Raw genomic sequence first — 22,182 nt, forward strand, 5'->3', positions numbered from 1 at the left:
CGCCACCGATTAGTAACAGATCAGTCGTTGTAATCTTCCCAACCGCCCATTTGTTTCCAGCGATTGACGATGCCGCAGAACAGCTCGGCAGTCTTCTCGGTGTCGTAGCGAGCCGAATGAGCCTCGCGACCGTCGAAATCGATATCGGCGGCCTGACAGGCCTTGGCCAATACGGTTTGACCGTATGCCAGACCTGCGAGGGTCGCGGTATCGAAGCTGGAAAATGGATGAAACGGGTTACGTTTCATGTCCAGGCGCGCGACAGCGGCGTTGAGGAAGCCCAGATCGAAGCTGCTGTTGTGCCCGACCAGAATCGCCCGTTTGCAGCCGTTGGCTTTCAGGGCCTTGCGGATGCCGCGGAAAATATCAGTCAGGGCTGCTTCTTCACTCACGGCCATGCGCAACGGGTGATCGAGCTTGATCCCGGTGAACTCCAGAGCGGCCGCTTCGATGTTCGCGCCTTCAAATGGCTCGACGCGGAAGAAGTAGGTGTGATCGGGATACACAAAGCCTTTTTCGTCCATGGCGATGGTGGTCGCCGCAATTTCCAGCAGGGCATCGGTGGCCGAATTGAAGCCACCGGTTTCTACGTCGACGACAACCGGCAGGTAACCACGGAATCTGGCAGCCATTGGATGACGAGGACCACCTCCGTTGCCTTGACCGTCCTGTTCGTCGTCGAAATGGTCTTCACTCACGCGTGTTCCTCCAGCAGGCGCCAGCGCAGTTTTTCACCGGCGCGCAGCGGGATTACAGTCAGCTCGCCAAACGGCAGGCTGGTTGGGGCGGTCCACTCATCGCGGACCAGGGTGATGCGATCGGTATTCGCCGGCAGGCCGTAGAAACGCGGGCCATTGAGGCTGGCGAAGGCTTCGAGCTTGTCCAGCGCGTTGCGCTGTTCAAAGGCTTCGGCATACATCTCGATCGCGGCATAAGCGGTGTAGCAACCGGCACAGCCGCAAGCCGCTTCTTTGGCGTGCTGGGCATGGGGCGCCGAGTCGGTGCCGAGGAAGAACTTGTCGCTGCCACTGGTGGCGGCGTCGAGCAGGGCTTCCTGGTGAGTATTGCGCTTGAGGATCGGCAGGCAATAGAAGTGCGGCCGAATCCCGCCCACCAGCATGTGGTTGCGGTTGTACAGCAGGTGATGCGCGGTGATGGTAGCGCCGACGTTGGCCGAAGCCTCGTTGACGAACTGCACGGCGTCAGCGGTGGTGATGTGTTCGAACACCACTTTGAGGGTCGGGAAACGCTCGACCACTCGACGCATGTGCTCGTCGATGAAGATTTTTTCGCGATCGAAAACGTCGACATCGCCACGGGTGACTTCACCGTGAACCAACAAGGGCATCCCGACGTCGGCCATGGCCTCGAGTGCAGGGAAAATCTTGTCGATGCTGGTGACGCCAGAGTCCGAGTTGGTGGTCGCGCCGGCCGGGTACAACTTGGCGGCGTGAACGAAACCGCTGGCCTTGGCCTCACGAATTTCTTCGGGCTGGGTGCGGTCGGTCAGGTACAGAACCATCAGCGGTTCGAAACGGCTGCCGGCCGGACGCGCGGCGAGAATCCGCTGGCGATAGCCATTGGCTTCAGCCGCGTTGCGCACCGGCGGTACCAGGTTGGGCATGATGATGGCGCGACCAAAGGTGCGCGCGACATCCGCGACGGTATTGGGCAACACAGCACCATCGCGAAGATGAATATGCCAGTCGTCGGGACGCAGCAGGGTCAGGCGGTCGGACATGAGGGGATTCCAGGCGGGTCAAACTCAGGGGAATGCTACCGGAAAAGACTCTTGCAGGCACTCGCTATCAAGTTTTGCGGCAAGCTTCCGATATCCAACAGGTACGCCGTAAATATGTGTGTCGGTCTTTTTGTTGCACAAGCCAGTGGAGCCTCCCGTGCGCCAGCGTTATTTAGCCTTGCTCAGTGTGTTTGCCAGCCTTCCTGCGATGGCGCTCACTTTCCAGACCCGTCTGGAGAGCATCGAGTGGACGGTCGAAGGTGACAAGTTCGAATGCCGCCTGACTCAACCCATCACCGATTTCGGCTCGGGAGAGTTCGTGCGTCGTGCCGGCGAACAGGCGACATTTCGCTTGAAGGCCTACAACTCGATGATCGGTGGCGGTTCCGCGACCTTGCTGGCGGCCGCTGCGCCATGGCAGCCGGGGCGTGGCGACATCAACCTGGGGTCGGTACGAATCGGCAGTGGCAACGTGCTGTTCAACAGCTCGCAAGTTCAGGCCGGGCGCTTGATCAGCGGGTTACTGGACGGTCGCAGCCCAGTGGTTCGACACTCCTCGGGCGAGGGGCGGGTATCTGAAGTCCGCCTGCTGCCGGTCAAATTCAGCAAGGCCTATAGTGACTACCAGGGTTGCGTGGCCAAGTTGCTGCCGCAGAATTTTGAACAGGTGAAGCAATCCGAAGTCGGCTTTCCGGGGGAGGGCATTGATCTAGACGCCCAAGCCAAGGCCCATTTGCAGGTCATGCTGGAATTCATGAAAGCCGATCCGACGGTCAACCACATCGAACTCGATGGCCATTCCGACAACAGCGGCAATCGCCTGACCAACCGCGAACTGTCGCGACGCAGGGCGTTGGCCGTGATGGATTTCTTCAAGGCCAATGGTATCCAGGAATCGCAGATCACCCTGCGTTTTCACGGTGAGCGCTATCCTCTGGCACCGAACAACACTGCCGCCAATCGGGCGAAAAACCGCCGGGTCGCCGTACGCCTTGAACGGGTAGCGCCGACCGAGCAACCGGCGCCTCCAGCCACTGCTTCCGCGGGCAGCGCGAAGACCTCCTGAACCCGCTGCAACCGTCGCTCGCTCGACATAATCTGTCGCTTCGTCGTCATAAGCTGTCGCGCCTCTGTAAATTATTCTGCATGAGCGGTAGACTTGACGGCTTTCCGTAGAACCCCGTGGAGTGATGGCATGGCGGACGTAAACAAGGTCGTTCTGGCGTATTCCGGCGGCCTGGACACTTCGGTGATCCTCAAGTGGCTGCAGGATACTTATAACTGTGAAGTAGTGACCTTCACCGCTGACCTGGGTCAGGGCGAAGAGGTCGAACCGGCCCGCGCCAAGGCACAGGCCATGGGCGTAAAAGAAATCTACATCGACGATTTGCGTGAAGAATTCGTGCGCGATTTCGTGTTCCCGATGTTCCGCGCCAACACCGTTTATGAAGGCGAGTACCTGCTGGGTACTTCCATCGCTCGTCCGTTGATCGCCAAGCGCTTGATCGAAATCGCCAACGAAACCGGCGCTGACGCCATTTCCCACGGCGCGACCGGCAAGGGCAACGACCAGGTTCGTTTCGAACTGGGCGCCTACGCTTTGAAGCCAGGTGTGAAAGTGATCGCTCCGTGGCGCGAATGGGACCTGCTCTCCCGTGAAAAGCTGATGGATTACGCTGAAAAGCACAACATCCCGATCGAGCGCCACGGCAAGAAGAAATCCCCGTACTCGATGGATGCCAACCTGCTGCACATCTCCTATGAAGGCGGCGTGCTGGAAGACACCTGGACCGAGCACGAAGAAGACATGTGGCGCTGGACCGTCTCCCCGGAGAAGGCTCCTGACAAACCGCAGTACCTGGAACTGACCTACCGTAACGGCGACATCGTCGCACTGGACGGCGTCGAAATGACCCCGGCCACCGTGCTGGCGACCTTGAACCGGATCGGTGGCGAACATGGTATCGGCCGTCTGGACATCGTCGAAAACCGCTACGTCGGCATGAAGTCCCGCGGCTGCTACGAGACCCCGGGCGGCACCATCATGCTGCGCGCTCACCGCGCGATCGAATCGATCACCCTGGACCGCGAAGTGGCTCACCTCAAAGACGAGCTGATGCCTAAATACGCCAGCCTGATCTACACCGGTTACTGGTGGAGCCCTGAGCGTCTGATGCTGCAACAGATGATCGATGCTTCCCAGGCCCACGTGAACGGCGTAGTGCGCCTGAAACTGTACAAGGGCAATGTGATCGTCACCGGCCGCAAGTCCGACGAGTCGTTGTTCGATGCCAACATCGCGACCTTCGAGGAAGATGGCGGCGCCTACAACCAGGCGGATGCGGCGGGCTTCATCAAGCTCAACGCCCTGCGTATGCGTATCGCGGCGAACAAGGGCCGCAAGCTTTTCTGAGACCTTTGAGTCGGTAATCAATTTGTGGCCTTGTCGATGACAAGGCCACAAATTTGAAAGAGGGGCTGCTGCATATAGCGTTTCGCTTTCTTCTTGTTCCGCTGACCGTTCCTTCTGCTTCCTGTCCTTGATCTGCTTCAAGGGCTGCCTTTCTGATGTGCGACAGTTCAATACCTAGCCCATAATCGTCACACCCTGTGAGCTCAAATTGTAAGAAATACAGAACGTTGCGCTATTGCGTTTCTTTATGTGTTTCCAATGTTTGAGCGTGTTTGCCTTCAGCAATTTATCCGAATCGGTACACGTGAGAAATACGATCACTTGTGCGGGATTGTCCGCAGGGTACTGAATGCTCTCCATCAGGGCGCTGAACGCCATTTTTTTGTGTATCCACCGTGCATCAACGATGTGCAGATCCTTTAGGGAGTCAGGCAGGTTTACATGGTGCCGGGTCCAGCTTTCGGGCGCGACGCTGGATGGGCTGTTACTCGGATGATGAACGTTCTCCATGGCTTTTATGAAATGCTTTCCCTTCATAAAATCGGAGGGCGCGTAAAGCGATCGATAGTTGAAGTTGAGAGTAACGAAGAAAAGAAAAAGCAAGTAAAAGGGAAAACTGATCAGGAACCACACATAGAGTTCCCTCTCCTCATTGTCGAGAAAGGGGAGGGAGACGGCGGCCGATGTTTCAGACAGTGCTGCAAATATGGCAATAATTGTCATGGGGTTGGTGATTCTTTTTTTGAGTTTTATCATGTTGTATGCTCATTAAATATTGTTTTTTCTCTATTGGTTTGTGGTTGTAATAACTAATATCAAGTTGTTCTGCTGTTGTATTGAGCTGTTTTTATTGGAGTGGTGAGGTTGTTATAGTAGCTGTATTGTTGCAGGTTCGGGTATGGCTGTTTAATTGTTTTGATGGTGCTCTGTTATTGGTCAAGTGTTACGGTGTGTGAGCTTTTTCGATTGTTGAGCCAGATTGCGCAAGAAGGTACTGGAAAATACCCGTTACTTTTAAGGGTAGCTCAATAGTCGGCGCGTCGTAGATTAATGCATTGACTCTGTTTTTTTGTCGTTTTTTGGTTGTAAGTCGATACAAAAAACTGTCGTAGCACTGAACAATAGTCGGTCAGTAAAATCTCTGTTTCTTCGTATGGCAATGATTTTTTGTAGGAATAATCCGTGTTGTTTGTAGGCTATGTCTCTCGCTGCGAGTGGCCGAGGGTGACGGCGTGCCATGGGTGAAACGACTAGGCTATGGTGCGGGCTCTAAAAATTCGAACAGCGAAAATTGGACTTGCCCATGAATAAAGTGCTGATCGTGGATGATCACCCCGTCATTCGTCTCGCGGTACGTATGCTAATGGAACGTCATGGCTACGAAGTCATTGCAGAAACAGATAATGGTGTGGACGCATTACAACTTGCCCGTGATCTTATGCCGGATATTGTCATACTGGATATTGGAATACCGAAACTGGATGGGTTGGAAGTTATCGCGCGCCTGACATCAACGGCGATGCCTCTTAAAGTACTGATATTGACATCCCAGGCGCCAGGGCATTTTTCCATGCGTTGCATGCAATCGGGTGCCGCCGGGTATGTTTGCAAACAGCAGGATCTCACTGAGTTGCTCAGTGCAATAAAAGCCGTGCTGTCAGGCTACAGCTATTTTCCTAATCAGGCTCTGCATACCGTGCGTTCCAGTCTTGGGAATGCCAGTGAAGCTGATATGGTGGATCGTTTGTCCGGGCGAGAGATGATGGTCCTGCAACAATTGGCCCGAGGAAAGACAAACAAGGAGATCGCCGACGGAATGTTCCTCAGCAATAAAACCGTTAGTACTTATAAGACTCGTCTTCTGTTAAAGCTCAATGCTCGCTCTCTGGTCGACCTGATTGAATTGGCCCAGCGCAACGGCCTGGTATGAAGCTGCCGGCATTTGGCGCGATGAACAGGTGTTTGTCAGGGGGCAGCACTTAGTAAAAAGCCTCCGTTTCGGGAGGCTTTTAAGTGTCATAAGTCAAAATCGTAATCGGCCAATTGCTTCTGCAGTCGGCGCTCCTCCAGCAGGTTGTCGATGGTGCGGCGTTTGCTCAGGTTGGTCTTTGCCACTTCCACTACCGGCTCTGCGTCATCGGCCTCAACGGGGGTGAAGTCGTCTTCTACGTCCAATTGCTCTTTGCCAGTGCTCATAAGGTTAACTCCAGGCTAAGGCTGCCCTTTGGCGCTCCTTATATCGACAATTTCCCGGCGGGTAAAAAAGATTTTTTCAATCGATCAATCAAAAAAACTAATAGAGCCTCAATCGTCCGAGGTCTTTTGCTTGTATTCGCATAAATCCTCGATCCGGCAGCTGCCGCACCGCGGCTTGCGGGCCAGGCAAATGTAGCGCCCATGGAGAATCAGCCAGTGATGGGCGTCGAGCAGATATTCCTTCGGCACGAACTTCATCAGTTTTTGCTCCACCTCGACCACGTTCTTGCCCGGAGCAATGCCGGTACGGTTACTGACCCGGAAAATGTGAGTGTCCACGGCCATGGTCAGCTGACGAAAGGCGGTATTGAGCACCACGTTGGCGGTCTTGCGACCGACGCCCGGCAAAGCCTCCAGTGCCTCGCGGGTCTGCGGTACTTCACCTCCATGGCGCTCCACCAGTAAGCGACAGGTTTCGATCACATTTTTCGCTTTGCTGTTGAACAGGCCGATGGTCTTGATGTACTCCGACAGCCCTTCGACGCCCAAGGCATGGATCGCCGCTGGCGTATTGGCCACCGGGAACAGTTTGGCGGTGGCTTTGTTCACGCCGACATCGGTCGATTGCGCCGAGAGAATCACGGCGATCAACAATTCGAACGGTGAGGAGTAGGCCAGTTCGGTCTTCGGTTCAGGGTTGTCTTCGTGAAACCTGCGGAAAATTTCAAGACGTTTTGCGGCATTCATGGGCGATGCGTTTCCTCGAAGGCGGTCAATGTGATGCCGCCGGGCGGCGGGTCCAGGCTTGATGTGCGGCGATCAATAGTCCCAGCAGAATAAACCCGCCAGGGGCCAGTGTGGCCAGATGCAGGCCACCGTCGACGATCAGCGTCCAGCCTTGCCAGTCCGGTTGCGTGGCACCGGCCATCCAGGAAAGATGGCTACCGAGTGTTCCGTTGCCGATGAGCTCGCGCAGCAGACCCAAGCTCACCATCAATGCGCCGAACAAGCCACACAGACGCAGTCGCCCACGCGGTGGGCTCTGGAAAAAACCGTTGTGTTCCAGCACAACGCATTGCAGGGCGATCAATCCTGCGTAGAAACCCAGCTGCTGGTGCCATTGGAGCGACCAGGCTTGCATGGCGAGTTCCGCGCAACTGGTCAGCGTGGCGGCCAGCAGCAGGCTAGCGAGCAAATGGGTGGCCGGCATCAGTCGCGAGCGCATGACGCCCATGCTCATACCATAAGCGCTGAACACCAGGGCAAACATCAGCCACAGGCCCAGGGCCGTTACCAATGAATCCGTAACGCCGATCAACGGCGTAAGCATCAGCGAGTTCTGCAGGGTCGATGACTTATTCATGGGCGCTGCTCCCGATCAGCGGTTGCCGATGTTCGTCGAAGTAGCGCAACGCGTCATGGGTGGCATTGATCACTGCTCTTGAGGTGATGGTCGCGCCCGCAATCTGATCGAATTGCCCTTGGTCCTTTTTCAAGGCCCAGCCATTGTCATCGGGGTCGGTTAGAGACTTGCCGGTAAACACCTCAAGCCAGGCATTGGGCCAGTCGGCGAGCTTGCCGCCCAGCCCCGGGGTTTCCGATTGCTTGAGGGTTTTGACCCCCACTAACTTGCCTTGGCGGTCGATGGCGATCAGCAATTCGATGGAGCCGGCGTAGCCCAGAGTCTGGCTGCGCAGCAACACGGCGCTCGGTTGGCCGGCCTTGGACGCCAGATAGCCACCCAGCAGTGTGCTGTTGGCCAGGCGAGTGCTTTCGAGACCGAGGGGGTGTTCCAGTGGCTGATTGTCGTAGCTGTCGGGCGGTAGCAGATCCAGTAACCGGCGGCTGTCGATCAGGCGTTGTTCGGCGGCAATGCGCGCGGCGCTGGTGTGCTGCACGAGGTAAGTCGCACCCATTCCCAGGCCTGCCAGCACTACCAGAATCACAACGCTCGTCGCTCGGTTCATGGGGCAACCTGTTCCTGTCTGGACGCGGCAAACCGTTCCAGCGCCGGTACACAGAGGTTCATCAGCAGAACCGCAAAGGCCACGCCGTCTGGATACCCGCCCCACGTCCGAATCAGGTAAGTCAGTAACCCCACGCCTGCGCCGAACAGTAATCGGGCCATGGGGCTTTTTGCGCCGGATATCGGTTCCGTCACGATGAAGAAGGCACCCAGCATGCTCGCGCCGGTGAGCAGATGAAACAGTGGCGAGCCATGAGAGTCGGAGCCCGTACCGTTCCAACACAACAGGCTGATGACGAACAGGCTGGCGAGCATGCCGACCGGGGCATGCCAGCTGAACACCCGTCGCTGCAGCAGAAACGCACCGCCCGCCAGAAACGCCAGGTTGACCCATTCCACGCCTCGGCCACCAAAACGGCCGAACGCCGGATTGCCGGCGAACAGTTCGTCCATGGTCAGGCTTTTGTTGATTCGCAGACTGTCCAGCGCCGTAGCCTGGGCCCACGCATCGGGTGCCTGGCCGAAGCTGAAACCGAACACCTGTTGCAGCCCACCGAACAAATCCATGCCATGGGACGCCGGCCAATGGGTCATTGGCTGGGGAAACATCACCAGGACCAGCGCGAAACCGAGCATCGCCGGATTGAACGGATTCTTGCCGACGCCGCCATACAAGTGCTTGCCGAAAAACAGTCCGAACGCCGCAGCGCTGACTGTCAGCCACCACGGACAATAAGGCGGCAAGGCCAGCGCCAACAGCGTCGCACTGACCAGCGCACTGCCGTCGCTCAACGTCGGTTTTATCGGTTGCTTGCGCAACTGCAACACCGCGGCCTCAACGGCCAGGGCGGTGGCAGCCGCCAGAATCAGGTTAACCAATACACCCCAGCCGTACAGCCAGAACAACATCAGCATCCCCGGCACGGTGGCCAGCAATACCAGCTTCATGGCTTGCTGAAGGCGTTCGTCCACCGATTCAAGGGGCGGCATAGGCATCCACCTGACGCTCGGCTTCGCTGAGCGCACGTTGCAACGCTTCGATCTGTTCGGGCGGTGCCTCGCTTGTTTGAGCTTTCTTGAGTTCGGCGCGGCGCATGGCCAACTGGATCTTTGCCCGTTTCAGCTCGGCATCTTTCGCTGGAGCAGGTGGCGCAGAAACCGGCGGTGCGCTGATCTCCAGTTGCGCCAGCGCCTGTTCGGCGGCTTCGAACTGCTGTTGCAGCACGATCAGTTGCGATTGCTGTTCGAAGGTCGGCGGATGCCCGAAGGCCTTGAGCGATTTGTTCAGTTGCGCCCGACTCATCGCCAGATCGACCTTGGCCTTTTTCAGTGCCGCATCGGCATTGTCGGCTTTCTGTGCGCGAACGCGCTCGAGTGCGGCCTGAACCGGGTCGAGCGTCACTTCGCTGTGCTGCACGGCGCGTTGGGCGCGGGCCTGGCGTTCGGCGAGCTTCTGTTCCTCTTCGCGATGCAAGCGGGCATTGCGCTGTTCGAAACGGCGTCGCGCGTGATTGCGCTTGGCGGCCCGGGCCTGTTGTTCCTCCAGGCTGAACGCCAGCCCGCCGACAATCGGCAGCACCCTGGCCAGCGGTAACGGATGCATCTCGATGCAATCCACCGGGCACGGCGCCACGCAGAGGTCGCAACCGGTGCATTCGTCGACGATGACCGTGTGCATGAATTTCGCCGCGCCGACAATGGCATCGACCGGGCAGGCCTGAATGCACTTGGTGCAGCCGATGCATTCGGCTTCACGGATGTAAGCGATCTGCGCGGGTGCCGAACCGCGACTGACGTCCAGTTCCAGCACTGGCACTTTCAGCAGGTCGGCCAGGGCCGCGATGGTTTCGCTGCCACCTGGTGGACACTTGTTGATCGGCTCGCCGCTGGCGATACCTTCGGCATAGGGTTTACATCCGGGGTGACCACACTTGCCGCATTGGGTCTGCGGCAAGAGGGCGTCGATGCGTTGAATCAGACTCATGTTTTGATCAGCCCGCTGAATCCGAGAAAAATCACTGCGATCAATCCGGCGCCAATCAGTTCGATCGGCAGGCCGCGAAAGGGCAGGGGGATATCGTTGTCGAGTGTGCGCTGGCGCAAGTCGCTGAACAGACTCAGCACCAGCCAGAAACCCAGTCCTGCGCCAAGACTCAGGGCTATGGCGTGGAAAATTCCCTTGTCGTCTTGAGCGTTTAGCAACGTCAGCCCAAGCACCCCGGCATTCCCCAGCAGCAGGGGCCAGAGGCCATCAAATGAAAGCTTCACCAATAACCGTGAAAGCAGCTTCAGCAGGGGGGCGATCAGCAGAACGCTCAACGGCAGGAACACGAACAGACGCAGCGACGTCAGCCCCAATGGCACCAGTAGCCAGTGGTAGAGCGCATAGCCAAGTGCGCCGACGATCAGCATCAGACACGTCGTCGCGATGCCCAGCGCATGGACCTGCGGCCGCTCGCTGCCCAGCACCGGATCGACGCCCAGCGGCCAGTGCAACACAAGGTTGTTGATCAGGGCAGCGCTGATAAGCGTTAAAAGCAGTTCGGTCATGATCGTGCCGGCAAAAGAAGGCCTGTCTAACAAGGTTAGGCATTATCCGGCAAGGAAGGAGGGTGGGCCAGACATGAAAATCCCACAGTCGCGCCGGGCACGACTGTGGGATCGGTTTACCGCAGAACTTTACTTGATGCGCTGACCCGGCTTGGCGCCGCTGTCGGGGCTCAGCAGGTAGATTTCTTCACCGCCAGGGCCGGCTGCCATCACCATGCCTTCGGAGATCCCGAATTTCATTTTGCGAGGCTTGAGGTTGGCAATCATCATGGTCAGGCGACCATTGAGCTTGGACGGGTCCGGGTAAGCGCTCTTGATCCCGGAGAACACGTTGCGTTGCTCGTCACCGATGTCCAGGGTCAGGCGCAGCAATTTGTCGGCACCTTCCACGGCTTCGGCCTTGACGATCAGCGCAACGCGCAGGTCTACAGCGGCAAAGGTGTCGAACTCGATCTCTGGCGACAGCGGATCCTTGGCCAGTTCACCGTTGCCGGCGGGCGCAGCTTCGCCGGTGTCGGTTGCGCTGGCGGTCAGGTCTTCTTTCGAGGCGTCGGTCATGGCTTGTACTTTTACCGGGTCGATGCGGGTCATCAACGGTTTGAACTCGTTCAGCTGATGGTTGCTGAGCAAGGTGGCGTGATCGTTCCAGGTCAGCGGGGCGACGTTCAGGAACGCCTCGGCATCGGCGGCCAGCAATGGCAATACCGGCTTGAGGAAAATCACCAGTTGGCGGAACAGGTTGATGCCCAAGGCGCAAATGGCCTGGACTTCATCCTGCTTGCCTTCCTGTTTGTTCAGCGACCACGGCGCCTTGTCGGCGATCCAGGCGTTGGCGCGGTCGGCCAGGCCCATGATTTCGCGCATGGCACGGGCGAAGTCGCGAGCCTCATAGGCATCGGCAATGCTTGGCGCTGCGGCCAAAAAGGCGTCGGTCAGTTCCGGCGCGGCGTTGCCGGCCACCAGTACACCGGCGTTGCCTTTATGGATGAAACCGGCGCAACGGCTGGCGATGTTGACGACTTTGCCGACCAGGTCGGAGTTGACCTTCTGCACGAAGTCTTCGAGGTTCAGGTCCAGGTCGTCGACGCCACGGCCAAGCTTGGCGGCGTAGTAGTAGCGCAGGTATTCCGGCGACAGGTGATCCAGGTAAGTCCGCGCCTTGACGAACGTGCCGCGGGACTTGGACATCTTCTGGCCGTTGACGGTCAGGTAGCCGTGTACGTTGATGCCGGTCGGTTTGCGGAAACCGGCGCCTTCAAGCATGGCGGGCCAGAACAGGGCGTGGAAGTTGACGATGTCCTTGCCGATGAAATGGTACAGCTCGGCGGTGGAATCCTTGCCCCAGAACGCGTCGAAGTCCAGGTCCGGACGGCGGGCGCAGAGGTTCTTGAAGCTGGCCATGTAGCCGATTGGCGCGTCCAGCCACACGTAGAAATATTTGCCCGGCTCGTCGGGGATTTCGAAGCCGAAGTACGGCGCATCGCGGGAAATGTCCCACTGTTGCAGGCCGGCATCCAGCCATTCGGCGATCTTGTTGGCCACGGCCTCTTGCAACGTGCCGCTGCGGGTCCAGGTTTGCAGCATTTCCTGGAAGTCCGGCAGCTTGAAGAAGAAGTGCTGGGAATCCTTGAGCACCGGCGTGGCGCCGGAGATGGCCGATTTCGGATCCTTCAGATCGGTCGGCGCGTAGGTCGCACCGCATTTTTCGCAGTTGTCGCCGTACTGGTCTTCGGTGCCGCATTTCGGGCAGGTGCCCTTGATGAAGCGGTCGGCCAGGAACATTTTCTTTTCCGGGTCGAAGTACTGCGTGATCGAGCGCGTGGCGATGTGCCCGGCGTCGCGCAGCTTCAGGTAGATCTGGCTCGACAGCTCACGGTTTTCTTCGGCGTGAGTGGAGTGGAAGTTGTCGAAGTCCACCAGGAACTCGGCAAAGTCGGCGCTGTGTTCAGCCTGGACATTGGCGATCAGTTGTTCCGGGGTGATGCCTTCCTTTTCCGCGCGCAACATGATGGCCGAACCGTGGGCGTCGTCGGCGCAGACATAAATGCATTGGTTACCGCGATGCTTCTGGAAGCGCACCCACATATCGGTCTGGATGTATTCCAGCATATGGCCGAGGTGGATCGAACCATTGGCATAGGGCAGGGCGCTGGTGACGAGGATCTTGCGTGGCTCGGACATGGGGCTCGGCTACTTGATGAAACGGAGGTCGGCCACTATAAAGCGCTGGCGCATATTTTTCACCCTTCGGGCCTGTTTCCGGATGCATCGGCCCTGAAAAAAGTGGTGATGAGTTCGCTGGGTGCAAGAGGGCTTTTGTGGCGAGGGAGCTTGCTCCCGCTGGGTGGCGAAGCCGCCCCAACCCCTGCCACCCGGTTCCGACAGAAAAATCGCGTCAGCTGGATTACGACTGCTGCGCAGTCGAGCGGGAGCAAGCTCCCTCGCCACAGGGATGTGTTTGCCACAATTCATCGTGGGGCATGCCGTCTATGATGTAGAACGGTTAGGATACCCGCCTGATTTTCCAGTCTTGCTATCGGAGTTGCCCATGAGCGCCGTCAATCGCGCAGCGGTGGAAGCCGTCCTTCGCCAATACACCGACCCTTACCTGAACCAGGACCCGGTCAGCGCCGGATGCGTGCGCGGCATCGACATCCAGGGTGATCGCGTCAGCGTCCAGCTGGAGCTGGGCTATGCCGCCGGTTTGTTCAAAAGCGGCTGGGCGCAGTTGTTGCAACTGGCCATCGAAGGCCTGGACGGCGTCGTCACCGCGCGCGTCGAGATCACCAGTGTGATCGCCGCGCACAAGGCCCAGGCACAGATTCCGGGGTTGGCCAACGTCAAGAACGTCGTGGCTGTGGCGTCCGGCAAGGGTGGCGTGGGCAAGTCCACCACGGCTGCCAACCTGGCCCTCGCGCTGGCTCGCGAAGGCGCCAAAGTCGGGATTCTCGACGCGGATATCTACGGCCCAAGTCAAGGCATCATGTTCGGCATCCCTGAAGGTACCCGACCAAAGGTCAAGGATCAGAAGTGGTTCATTCCGATTGAATCCCATGGCGTCGAAGTGATGTCCATGGCGTTCCTGACCGACGACAACACGCCGATGGTCTGGCGCGGGCCGATGGTTTCCGGCGCCTTGTTGCAACTGGTCACGCAAACGGCCTGGGGCGATCTGGATTACCTGGTCATCGACATGCCGCCAGGCACCGGCGATATCCAGCTGACTCTGGCGCAGAAAGTCCCGGTAGCCGGTGCGGTAATCGTGACCACCCCACAGGATCTGGCATTGCTGGACGCGCGCAAGGGCGTGGAGATGTTCCGCAAGGTCAACATCCCGGTGCTGGGCGTGGTGGAAAACATGGCCGTGCACATCTGCTCCAATTGCGGGCATGCCGAGCATCTGTTCGGTGAGGGGGGCGGTGTGAAGCTGGCCAACCAGTACGGTGTCGAACTGTTGGCTTCGTTGCCACTGTCGATGCTGATCCGCGAACAGGCCGATGGCGGCAAGCCAACGGTGATCGCCGAGCCGGACAGTCAGATTGCGATGGTTTACCAGGAACTGGCCCGCCATGTCGGCGCGCGGATTGTGTTGCAGGAAGCGGCGACGCCGGCGATGCCGAACATCACCATCAGCGACGATTGATTCGCTGAAAAGATCGCAGCCTCGCTTCGCTCACAGCTCCTACATGGATAGGCTTACACCTGTAGGAGCTGTGAGCGAAGCGAGGCTGCGATCTTTTGATCTTGCTTTAAATCCGTAACCCGCCATCCAATTCCAGAATCCGACCGGTGTAGTAGTCGTTCTCGAAAATGTAGGCTGCCGACTGGGCAATCTCTTCAGGTTTGCCCATGCGCTTGAGCGGAATCCCGGACGTCATTTTCTCCAGCGCTTCCGGCTTCATGCTCAGGGTCATCTCGGTTTCGATGAAACCCGGCGCAATGCCCGCCACGCGAATGCCGTAGCGTGCCAGTTCCTTGGCCCAGGTCACGGTCGCCGCAGCGACACCGGCCTTCGCGGCGGAGTAGTTGGTCTGGCCAACGTTGCCGGCGCGCGAAATCGACGAGATATTGATGATCGCGCCGCTGTTTTGCAGCTCGACCATTTTTGCCGCGACTTCACGGGTGCACAGGAACACACCGGTCAGATTGACGTCGATCACCGCCTGCCATTGGGCCAGGCTCATCTTGGTCATTTCGCCGTCCTTGACCTTCAGCAGCAGGCCGTCGCGCAGAATGCCGGCATTGTTGATCAGGCCATGGATCGCGCCGAAATCGTCTGCCACCTGGGCGACCATATGGGTCACTTGCTCTTCATCGGCGACGTTGCACAGGTAGGCACGAGCCTCGACACCCTTGGCTTTGCAAGCCGCGACGGCGGCGTCGAGTTTTTCCTGATTCAAGTCCACCAGCGCCAGCTTCGCGCCTTTGCCTGCAAGGTACTCGGCCATGGAGCGGCCTAAACCCTGGCAACCGCCGGTGATAATGATTACTTTGTCAGTGAGTTGCATTCGCATAGCCCCATAGCAGTTCGGAGTGGTTTTCCTTCTATTCTAGAGGGCCTCTCGATCTGAGCCTGATATGGCCTGGCTGCACATGAGAACTGCCCCTATGGCGTGCTGGAACTTTACCCAGGCGCCTGTCCGTTTTTTTGACGGATTCTATATAAGGAGTCATAAATTGAGCGTTGTAGTGGCTAAGCATGCCCGAGAATTGCTTCTCAAGGAATACCGTGGAGTGCTCTCGACGCACTCCAAAGCGATGCCCGGTTTCCCGTTTGGCTCCGTGGTTCCCTACTGCCTGGATGAGCAGGGCCGACCGCTGATCCTTATAAGCCGCATCGCTCAGCACACTCACAACCTGCAGAAAGATCCGAAATGTTCGCTGCTGGTGGGTGAGCGTGAAGCCGAAGACGTACAAGCCGTTGGTCGCCTGACTTACCTCGCCGAGGCAGAAAAGCTGCAAGACCCCGCTGCTATCGAGGCGGCCGCCGAGCGTTACTACCGCTATTTCCCCGATTCGCAGAACTATCACAAGGCCCATGATTTCGATTTCTGGGTGCTCAACGAGGTACGTCACCGCTACATCGGTGGCTTTGGCGCGATCCACTGGATTGATCAGTTGACCCTCGCCAACCCGTTCGCCGGCAAAGCCGAAGTGAGCATGGTCGAGCACATGAATGCCGATCACGCCAAAGCCATCGCCCACTACGTCGAGCTGGCGGGGCTACCGAAAACTGCACCGGCGCAATTGGCCGGCATCGACACCGAAGGCATGCACTTGCGCATTGGTCAGGGACTTTACTGGCTACCGTTTCAAACGCCCTGTAATACGCCGACACAAGTCCGGGAAGCCTTGGTTTTCCTGGCTCACGCCGAGCATTGGCCGAAAAATGAAGTGGCCGACGCTTGAATTCACGAAACGGCGACGTCATCTAAGGAAAACTGGCAAGGCATTCTTGCGTTGAGGAACCATTTGATGCGCCCTTTTTTGTTGCTCTTTGTACTGTTCCCGGTGTTGGAGCTGTTCGTATTCGTCAAGGTCAGCGGGGCGATCGGGTTTTTCCCGGCCCTGCTGCTGGTCATTCTCGGCTCGATGCTCGGCGTGTTCGTGCTGCGCATCGCCGGTCTGGCTACTGCGCTGCGCGCCCGTGAAAGCCTGAACCGCGGCGAGCTGCCGGCCCAGACCATGCTCGAAGGCCTGATGCTGGCCCTGGCTGGCGGGCTGTTGATCCTGCCGGGCTTCGTCACCGACGTGCTGGGCCTGATCATGTTGCTGCCGATCTCTCGTCGACTGCTGGCCAACAAAATGCGTCTGCGCGCCGAGGAACAAGCGATGCGTCAGCGTGCGTTCGCCGATGACCTTCAGCCACGGGGCGGTCCTGCTCCGCAGCAGCCACTGGGCCGTGAGCCCAATGTGATCGAAGGCGAGTTCGAACACCGCGATTCCAAGTAACACTTCCATCGACACGGCACCTTCGGGTGCCGTGTTCATTTTCAGGGCATGGAGATAAAAAATTTTCGCTCCCCGCCCTTGAAATAAGCTTGTACGCCCTTATGTAACGGTCACCGCAAGGTTTCTGGCAATTGCGCCAGACAGACTTCCGCGGTTCGCTTGACGAACCGCACCCGGCGCCGCCGGATTTGTTAAACCCGCCGGGACTACACCGGCCGATGAAAACCACAATTAGGAGAGATCGACAATGAAGCTTCGTCCTCTGCATGACCGCGTCGTCGTCCGTCGCAGCGAAGAAGAAAAGAAAACCGCTGGCGGTATCGTCCTGCCAGGTTCGGCTGCTGAAAAGCCAAACCAGGGTGAAGTCCTCGCCGTAGGCCCAGGCAAAGCACTGGACAACGGTGAAGTGCGTGCGCTGGCCGTGAAAGTGGGTGACAAGGTTGTGTTCGGCCCTTACTCCGGCAGCAACACTGTGAAAGTTGACGGCGAAGACCTGCTGGTTATTGGCGAGAGCGAAATCCTCGCAGTAATCGAAGGCTGATTCCCCGCTCATTTTCCCGCTACTACAAAGTATTTAAGGAATATCGATCATGGCTGCTAAAGAAGTTAAATTCGGCGATTCCGCCCGCAAGAAAATGCTCGCCGGTGTCAACGTCCTGGCTGACGCAGTAAAAGCGACCCTGGGCCCTAAAGGCCGTAACGTGATCATCGAGAAGAGCTTCGGCGCTCCGACCATCACCAAGGACGGCGTTTCCGTTGCCAAAGAAATCGAGCTGAAAGATCGCTTCGAAAACATGGGCGCGCAGCTGGTCAAAGACGTTGCCTCCCGTGCCAACGATGACGCAGGCGACGGCACCACCACCGCTACCGTTCTGGCTCAGTCGATCGTCAACGAAGGCCTGAAAGCCGTCGCTGCCGGCATGAACCCGATGGACCTGAAGCGCGGTATCGACAAAGCGACCATCGCCATCGTCAAAGAGCTCAAAGCCCTGTCCAAGCCTTGCGCTGACACCAAGGCCATCGCTCAGGTCGGCACCATCTCGGCCAACTCCGACAGCTCCATCGGCGACATCATTGCCGAAGCCATGGAAAAAGTCGGTAAAGAAGGCGTGATCACCGTTGAAGAAGGCTCGGGCCTGGAAAACGAACTGTCGGTTGTTGAAGGCATGCAGTTCGACCGTGGCTACCTGTCCCCGTACTTCGTCAACAAGCCAGAGACCATGACTGCCGAGCTGGACGGTCCGCTGATCCTGCTGGTCGACAAAAAGATCTCGAACATCCGCGAAATGCTGCCAGTACTGGAAGCCGTTGCCAAAGCCGGCCGTCCACTGCTGATCGTTGCCGAAGACGTTGAAGGCGAAGCCTTGGCGACTCTGGTTGTGAACAACATGCGTGGCATCGTTAAAGTCGCAGCCGTCAAGGCTCCAGGCTTCGGCGACCGTCGCAAGGCCATGCTGCAGGACATCGCTGTTCTGACTGGCGGTACCGTTATCTCCGAAGAGATCGGTCTGAGCCTGGAAAGCACTACCCTGGAACACCTGGGTAATGCCAAGCGCGTGATCCTGTCCAAAGAAAACACCACCGTGATCGACGGTGCCGGCGTTGAGGCTGACATCCAGGCCCGCGTTCTGCAGATCCGTCAGCAAGTGGTTGATACTTCGTCCGACTACGACCGTGAAAAACTGCAAGAGCGTCTGGCCAAACTGTCCGGCGGCGTTGCAGTGATCAAGGTTGGCGCCGGTTCCGAAGTTGAAATGAAAGAGAAGAAAGCCCGCGTTGAAGACGCCCTGCACGCTACCCGTGCAGCCGTTGAAGAAGGCGTGGTACCTGGCGGCGGCGTGGCACTGGTTCGCGCTCTGCAGGCTATCTCCGAGCTCAAAGGCGACAACGATGACCAGAACGTTGGCATCCAGTTGCTGCGTCGCGCTGTTGAAGCGCCACTGCGTCAGATCGTTGCCAACTCCGGCGACGAGCCAAGCGTAGTCGTCGACAAGGTCAAGCAGGGTTCGGGTAACTACGGTTACAACGCTGCTACCGGCGAATACGGCGACATGATCGAAATGGGTATCCTGGACCCGGCTAAAGTGACTCGTTCGGCTCTGCAAGCCGCTTCGTCGATTGCCAGCCTGATGATCACCACCGAAGCCATGATCGCTGAGATCAAGGACGACGCACCAGCTGGCGGCGGCATGCCAGACATGGGCGGTATGGGCGGCATGGGCGGCATGATGTAAGCCAGCCTTACCCTGTACATAAAAACCCCGCCTGCGTTGAGCCGGCGGGGTTTTTTATTGCCCTTCATAAGATCAACAGATCGCTGACCGGTTCTGCCTCACTTTCCCGCTCAACCTTGGACGCCGGTCGATAAAGAATGTAGTAATACGCCCCCAAACAAATCAACCAGCAAAAAATCGCCGTCCACACGTTGTGCGAAAAGAAGTGCGCCCCCTGCATCATCCGGCTGATGGAAAACACCGAACCCAACGCGAAGGCAAAGACAAACGCCTTGCGTGCAAGACGCGGGCGACGGTCGCGCAACACGAAGAACAACGCAAATAGCGTGAAACCGGTTGCCGCATGACCACCCGGCCAGCAGCGACCCGGCTTGTCGGTGTGTGGACGAGGGCTGAGCAGTTCGCTGTAGGTTTCGTGCCCGCCGAATTGCTCCAGGCTCCATGGGCATTGCACCGCCGTCACCGCTTTGACCGGGGTGACAAACGAGGTTGCCAGTGCCAGAGACAACACCAGGCAACCCAGCTCACGTTTGAACGGTTTGAGCCTGTCCATGAAAAAGGCGCCGATGAAGCCCAGAATGGCGAACACCGAAAAGGCGATGACCACTTGCTTGGCCCGGTCATGCAGGATGTTTTCCAGGAAGTAACTGTGCCGCCCGATGAACTCGCCGGCGACCGGGTCATAAAACAGCCGGGCAAGGTCCATGTCCAGGGAGGTCAGTTCGAGCAACAGCAGGGTGGTCGCCGCAATGGCGGGCACTCCCAGGCATAGCCAGGCATTCAGTGGCCTGGAAGCGGGGCGGGCAGCGGTCGAAGCCATGGCAATTCCTTGGTGAGTGAAATGTTCTGAAGAGCGCAACCGCGGGGAGTCTGGCCACGCCGCTGTCGTCAGCCTGTGAATCGATGGTGAAAAAGTTGTTAACGCCGTCCAAGGCTTTTTTTGTCGGATTTCCCCCCGCATGCCACCCTATCCCTGAGCCACACTTGCCTTTAAGCTGCGCGCCAAGACAGCCGTTACTGTGTACGGAGGAGGTGCCGATGCGAATTCTATTGGTTGAAGACAACCGCGATATCCTGGCCAATCTGGCCGATTATCTGGGGCTCAAGGGTTACACCGTGGATTGCGCGCAGGACGGTTTGTCGGGCCTGCACCTGGCGGCCACCGAGCATTACGATTTGATCGTGCTCGACATTATGCTGCCCGGCATCGACGGCTACACCCTGTGCAAACGTCTGCGCGAAGACGCCCGCCGCGACACGCCAGTGATCATGCTCACTGCCCGCGATCAACTGGATGACCGTTTGCAAGGCTTCAAATCCGGTGCAGACGACTATTTGATCAAACCCTTTGCCCTGTCCGAACTCGCCGCGCGGATCGAGGCGGTCATGCGCCGTGCCCAAGGGGGCGGTCGCCGTGCCTTGCAGGTAGGCGATCTGAGCTACGACCTCGATACCCTGGAAGTGACGCGCGAAGGTCGCCTGTTGAAACTCAACCCGGTGGGCCTGAAGCTGCTGGCTGTGTTGATGCAGAAAAGCCCCCATGTGTTACGCCGCGAGGTCCTCGAAGAAGCCCTGTGGGGCGATGACTGCCCGGACAGCGACAGCCTGCGCAGCCACGTCCATCAACTGCGTCAGGTGATCGACAAGCCGTTCGACAAGCCCTTGCTGCACACGGTGCATGGCGTCGGTTATCGCTTGGCCGAGGGCCGTGATGGAGTTTAAACAGAGCCTTGCGCAACGGATCATCATCGCCTTTGCGTTGATGAGCGCGCTGGTGGCGGGAGCCTTCGCCATGGGCATTGTGGCGACCGTGCACCTGGTGGAAGAGAAACTGATTTCGGCAGGTCTGGGCGGCGATTTGCAACGCCTGTTGCTGATGGACAGCGTGTCGGACTGGAGCCACCGCCCCGAACCGGACCAGCTGTTCTATTTCAGCGGCGGCCCGGGCGACTTCGAATTACCCAAGGATTTGCGGCACCTGGACTCAGGCTTTCATGAAGTCTTTCGCGAGCAGCTGTCGTACCACGCGATGGTCGAAATCGTTGACGGTCGGCGTTACGTGCTGATGCAGGACCAGAGCGATTTCGAAGAGCGTGAGCGGGTGCTGTTTGCCGTGGTGCTGGTGGGTTTCGTACTGAGCCTGGCATTGGCAGTATTTCTGGGCTGGGTGCTGGCACGCAAGGTCATGGCGCCAGTGGTGCGACTGGCCCGTCAGGTGCGTCATCGCGATCAACTGCTAGGGCTGGCGCCGCCACTGGCGCCGGACTATGCCGCCGATGAAGTGGGCGAGCTGGCCGTGGCCTTCGACGCCACCCTTGGGCGTTTGCGTCAAGCATTGACCCGAGAGCGATTGTTCACCAGTGACGTCAGCCACGAGCTGCGCACGCCGTTGATGGTGTTGGCCAGTTCCTGTGAACTGTTGCTGGAAAACCCTGGTATCGATCAGCGCGGCCGTGCTCAGGTGGAGCGAATTGCCCGTGCGTGTGCCGAGATGCGCGAGCTGGTGCAAACCTTCCTCATGCTGGCTCGCGCTCAACATGAAGACGCCAGCATGGCTCCCCAGCAGACCCTGAGCCAAGTGGCCGACGGGCTACTTTCTCAATGGCGCGAGCCGATCGAAGCCAAGGGCCTGACGCTGAACTTTGAGCCGGGCAATCCGCCGGACACCCGCTATAACGCGACCCTTTTGCATGCGGTGATGGGCAACCTGTTGCGTAATGCGCTGCATTACACCGAGCACGGTTACATTCGCCTCGCCCTGACGGATACAGGGTTCGTGGTCGAGGACAGTGGAGTCGGCATTCCCGAGGAAAAACGCGAGGCGATGTTCGAGCCTTTCGTACGCGGCAACGAGAAACGCGGCGAGGGCCTGGGGTTAGGGCTATCGCTGGTGCAACGGATTTGCGAGAACCAGGGCTGGAACGTCAGCCTGACCAACATGGAACCCAATGGTTGCCGCTTTCAGGTGGATTTGAGTCCGTCTTTGATCTGAAGGAAAAACGAAAAGATCCTGAATTGGCCCTGTAAAACCCTGAAATAATTCCGGGTTTTACATGACAATTTTTTCACAAAGGCACGACCTGACACTGACACGACGCTACCTAAGGTGGTGGTCATCAGAAGTCCAGGA

Annotated in this window: 23 protein-coding genes; 10 read left to right on the forward strand and 13 right to left on the reverse strand. The window is 58.2% G+C overall.

What is annotated here, in order from left to right; translation table 11 throughout:
* Positions 1–20: 20 nt before the first annotated feature.
* Positions 21–698, reverse strand: coding sequence for a ribonuclease T (gene rnt / locus AB7M26_RS11500; protein ID WP_008069497.1), 678 nt, complete (start codon positions 696–698; stop codon positions 21–23).
* Entirely contained in the window at positions 695–1,741 is a 1,047-nt protein-coding gene (gene pyrC / locus AB7M26_RS11505) for a dihydroorotase (protein WP_192345602.1), read from the reverse strand. The genes rnt and pyrC overlap by 4 nt, the downstream gene beginning before the upstream one ends.
* A gap of 157 nt (positions 1,742–1,898) precedes the next feature.
* On the opposite strand from pyrC, the gene AB7M26_RS11510 reads away from it, so the two are divergent.
* Both AB7M26_RS11510 and AB7M26_RS11515 read left to right on the forward strand, forming a co-directional pair.
* Positions 1,899–2,807, forward strand: coding sequence for a flagellar protein MotY (locus AB7M26_RS11510; protein ID WP_123500686.1), 909 nt, complete (start codon positions 1,899–1,901; stop codon positions 2,805–2,807).
* 129 nt (positions 2,808–2,936) lie between these two features.
* Positions 2,937–4,154, forward strand: a complete 1,218-nt coding sequence (locus tag AB7M26_RS11515) for an argininosuccinate synthase (RefSeq protein ID WP_123500688.1) — start codon at positions 2,937–2,939, stop codon at positions 4,152–4,154.
* A gap of 174 nt (positions 4,155–4,328) precedes the next feature.
* Here AB7M26_RS11515 and AB7M26_RS11520 read toward each other — a convergent pair whose 3' ends face one another.
* Positions 4,329–4,910, reverse strand: a complete 582-nt coding sequence (locus AB7M26_RS11520) for a hypothetical protein (protein WP_123500690.1) — start codon at positions 4,908–4,910, stop codon at positions 4,329–4,331.
* Between the two features lie 547 nt (positions 4,911–5,457).
* Between AB7M26_RS11520 and AB7M26_RS11525 the strand changes: the two genes are divergently transcribed.
* Positions 5,458–6,084, forward strand: coding sequence for a response regulator transcription factor (locus AB7M26_RS11525; RefSeq protein WP_008069501.1), 627 nt, complete (start codon positions 5,458–5,460; stop codon positions 6,082–6,084).
* 86 nt (positions 6,085–6,170) lie between these two features.
* On the opposite strand, the gene AB7M26_RS11530 is transcribed toward AB7M26_RS11525, so the two are convergent.
* The 8 genes from AB7M26_RS11530 to metG all read right to left on the reverse strand — a co-directional run bounded on the left by AB7M26_RS11530 (position 6,171) and on the right by metG (position 13,047).
* On the reverse strand, positions 6,171–6,350 hold the full coding sequence (locus tag AB7M26_RS11530; RefSeq protein ID WP_007898493.1) for a PA3496 family putative envelope integrity protein: 180 nt from the start codon (positions 6,348–6,350) through the stop codon (positions 6,171–6,173).
* A 108-nt stretch (positions 6,351–6,458) separates the two neighbouring features.
* The gene (gene nth / locus AB7M26_RS11535) at positions 6,459–7,097 is read right to left on the reverse strand and encodes an endonuclease III (RefSeq protein WP_429384318.1); all 639 of its coding nucleotides are present in this window, start codon (positions 7,095–7,097) and stop codon (positions 6,459–6,461) included.
* 25 nt (positions 7,098–7,122) lie between these two features.
* Complete coding sequence (locus tag AB7M26_RS11540; protein ID WP_123500765.1) at positions 7,123–7,713, reverse strand: Rnf-Nqr domain containing protein; 591 nt, start codon at positions 7,711–7,713, stop codon at positions 7,123–7,125.
* Complete coding sequence (locus AB7M26_RS11545; RefSeq protein ID WP_429384321.1) at positions 7,706–8,317, reverse strand: RnfABCDGE type electron transport complex subunit G; 612 nt, start codon at positions 8,315–8,317, stop codon at positions 7,706–7,708. Before AB7M26_RS11545 ends, AB7M26_RS11540 begins: the two co-directional genes overlap by 8 nt.
* The gene (locus AB7M26_RS11550) at positions 8,314–9,306 is read right to left on the reverse strand and encodes an RnfABCDGE type electron transport complex subunit D (protein ID WP_429384324.1); all 993 of its coding nucleotides are present in this window, start codon (positions 9,304–9,306) and stop codon (positions 8,314–8,316) included. The genes AB7M26_RS11545 and AB7M26_RS11550 overlap by 4 nt, the downstream gene beginning before the upstream one ends.
* Positions 9,293–10,300: an electron transport complex subunit RsxB gene (gene rsxB / locus AB7M26_RS11555; RefSeq protein WP_429384327.1), complete on the reverse strand. Its 1,008-nt coding sequence runs from the start codon at positions 10,298–10,300 to the stop codon at positions 9,293–9,295. The genes AB7M26_RS11550 and rsxB overlap by 14 nt, the downstream gene beginning before the upstream one ends.
* Positions 10,297–10,866: an Rnf-Nqr domain containing protein gene (locus tag AB7M26_RS11560; protein WP_123500758.1), complete on the reverse strand. Its 570-nt coding sequence runs from the start codon at positions 10,864–10,866 to the stop codon at positions 10,297–10,299. Before AB7M26_RS11560 ends, rsxB begins: the two co-directional genes overlap by 4 nt.
* A gap of 129 nt (positions 10,867–10,995) precedes the next feature.
* Positions 10,996–13,047, reverse strand: a complete 2,052-nt coding sequence (gene metG / locus AB7M26_RS11565; protein WP_123500756.1) for a methionine--tRNA ligase — start codon at positions 13,045–13,047, stop codon at positions 10,996–10,998.
* 367 nt (positions 13,048–13,414) lie between these two features.
* Here metG and apbC point away from each other — a divergent pair, with 367 nt between their 5' ends.
* Positions 13,415–14,509: an iron-sulfur cluster carrier protein ApbC gene (gene apbC / locus AB7M26_RS11570; protein ID WP_123500752.1), complete on the forward strand. Its 1,095-nt coding sequence runs from the start codon at positions 13,415–13,417 to the stop codon at positions 14,507–14,509.
* Positions 14,510–14,615: 106 nt separating this feature from the next.
* Here the strand turns inward: apbC and AB7M26_RS11575 are convergent, their stop codons facing one another.
* Entirely contained in the window at positions 14,616–15,374 is a 759-nt protein-coding gene (locus AB7M26_RS11575) for an SDR family oxidoreductase (protein WP_123500750.1), read from the reverse strand.
* Between the two features lie 169 nt (positions 15,375–15,543).
* Here AB7M26_RS11575 and AB7M26_RS11580 point away from each other — a divergent pair, with 169 nt between their 5' ends.
* The 4 genes from AB7M26_RS11580 (at position 15,544) to groL (ending at position 19,052) form a co-directional block, all read left to right on the forward strand.
* Entirely contained in the window at positions 15,544–16,275 is a 732-nt protein-coding gene (locus AB7M26_RS11580; RefSeq protein WP_123500748.1) for a HugZ family pyridoxamine 5'-phosphate oxidase, read from the forward strand.
* Between the two features lie 66 nt (positions 16,276–16,341).
* Positions 16,342–16,818 carry an FxsA family protein gene (locus AB7M26_RS11585; RefSeq protein WP_123500746.1) on the forward strand — a complete coding sequence of 159 codons (477 nt, stop codon included), beginning with the start codon at positions 16,342–16,344 and terminating at the stop codon, positions 16,816–16,818.
* 247 nt (positions 16,819–17,065) lie between these two features.
* Complete coding sequence (locus tag AB7M26_RS11590) at positions 17,066–17,359, forward strand: co-chaperone GroES (RefSeq protein WP_007898444.1); 294 nt, start codon at positions 17,066–17,068, stop codon at positions 17,357–17,359.
* A 49-nt stretch (positions 17,360–17,408) separates the two neighbouring features.
* The gene (gene groL / locus AB7M26_RS11595; protein ID WP_123500744.1) at positions 17,409–19,052 is read left to right on the forward strand and encodes a chaperonin GroEL; all 1,644 of its coding nucleotides are present in this window, start codon (positions 17,409–17,411) and stop codon (positions 19,050–19,052) included.
* A gap of 64 nt (positions 19,053–19,116) precedes the next feature.
* Here groL and AB7M26_RS11600 read toward each other — a convergent pair whose 3' ends face one another.
* Positions 19,117–19,872 carry a phosphatase PAP2 family protein gene (locus tag AB7M26_RS11600; RefSeq protein WP_123500742.1) on the reverse strand — a complete coding sequence of 252 codons (756 nt, stop codon included), beginning with the start codon at positions 19,870–19,872 and terminating at the stop codon, positions 19,117–19,119.
* Between the two features lie 218 nt (positions 19,873–20,090).
* On the opposite strand from AB7M26_RS11600, the gene colR reads away from it, so the two are divergent.
* Positions 20,091–20,774, forward strand: a complete 684-nt coding sequence (gene colR / locus AB7M26_RS11605) for a two-component system response regulator ColR (RefSeq protein ID WP_008069526.1) — start codon at positions 20,091–20,093, stop codon at positions 20,772–20,774.
* Positions 20,764–22,044: a sensor histidine kinase gene (locus AB7M26_RS11610; protein WP_123500740.1), complete on the forward strand. Its 1,281-nt coding sequence runs from the start codon at positions 20,764–20,766 to the stop codon at positions 22,042–22,044. Before colR ends, AB7M26_RS11610 begins: the two co-directional genes overlap by 11 nt.
* The last annotated feature ends 138 nt before the right edge of the window (positions 22,045–22,182 follow it).

The organism is Pseudomonas sp. F-14 TE3482, assembly GCF_053629455.1.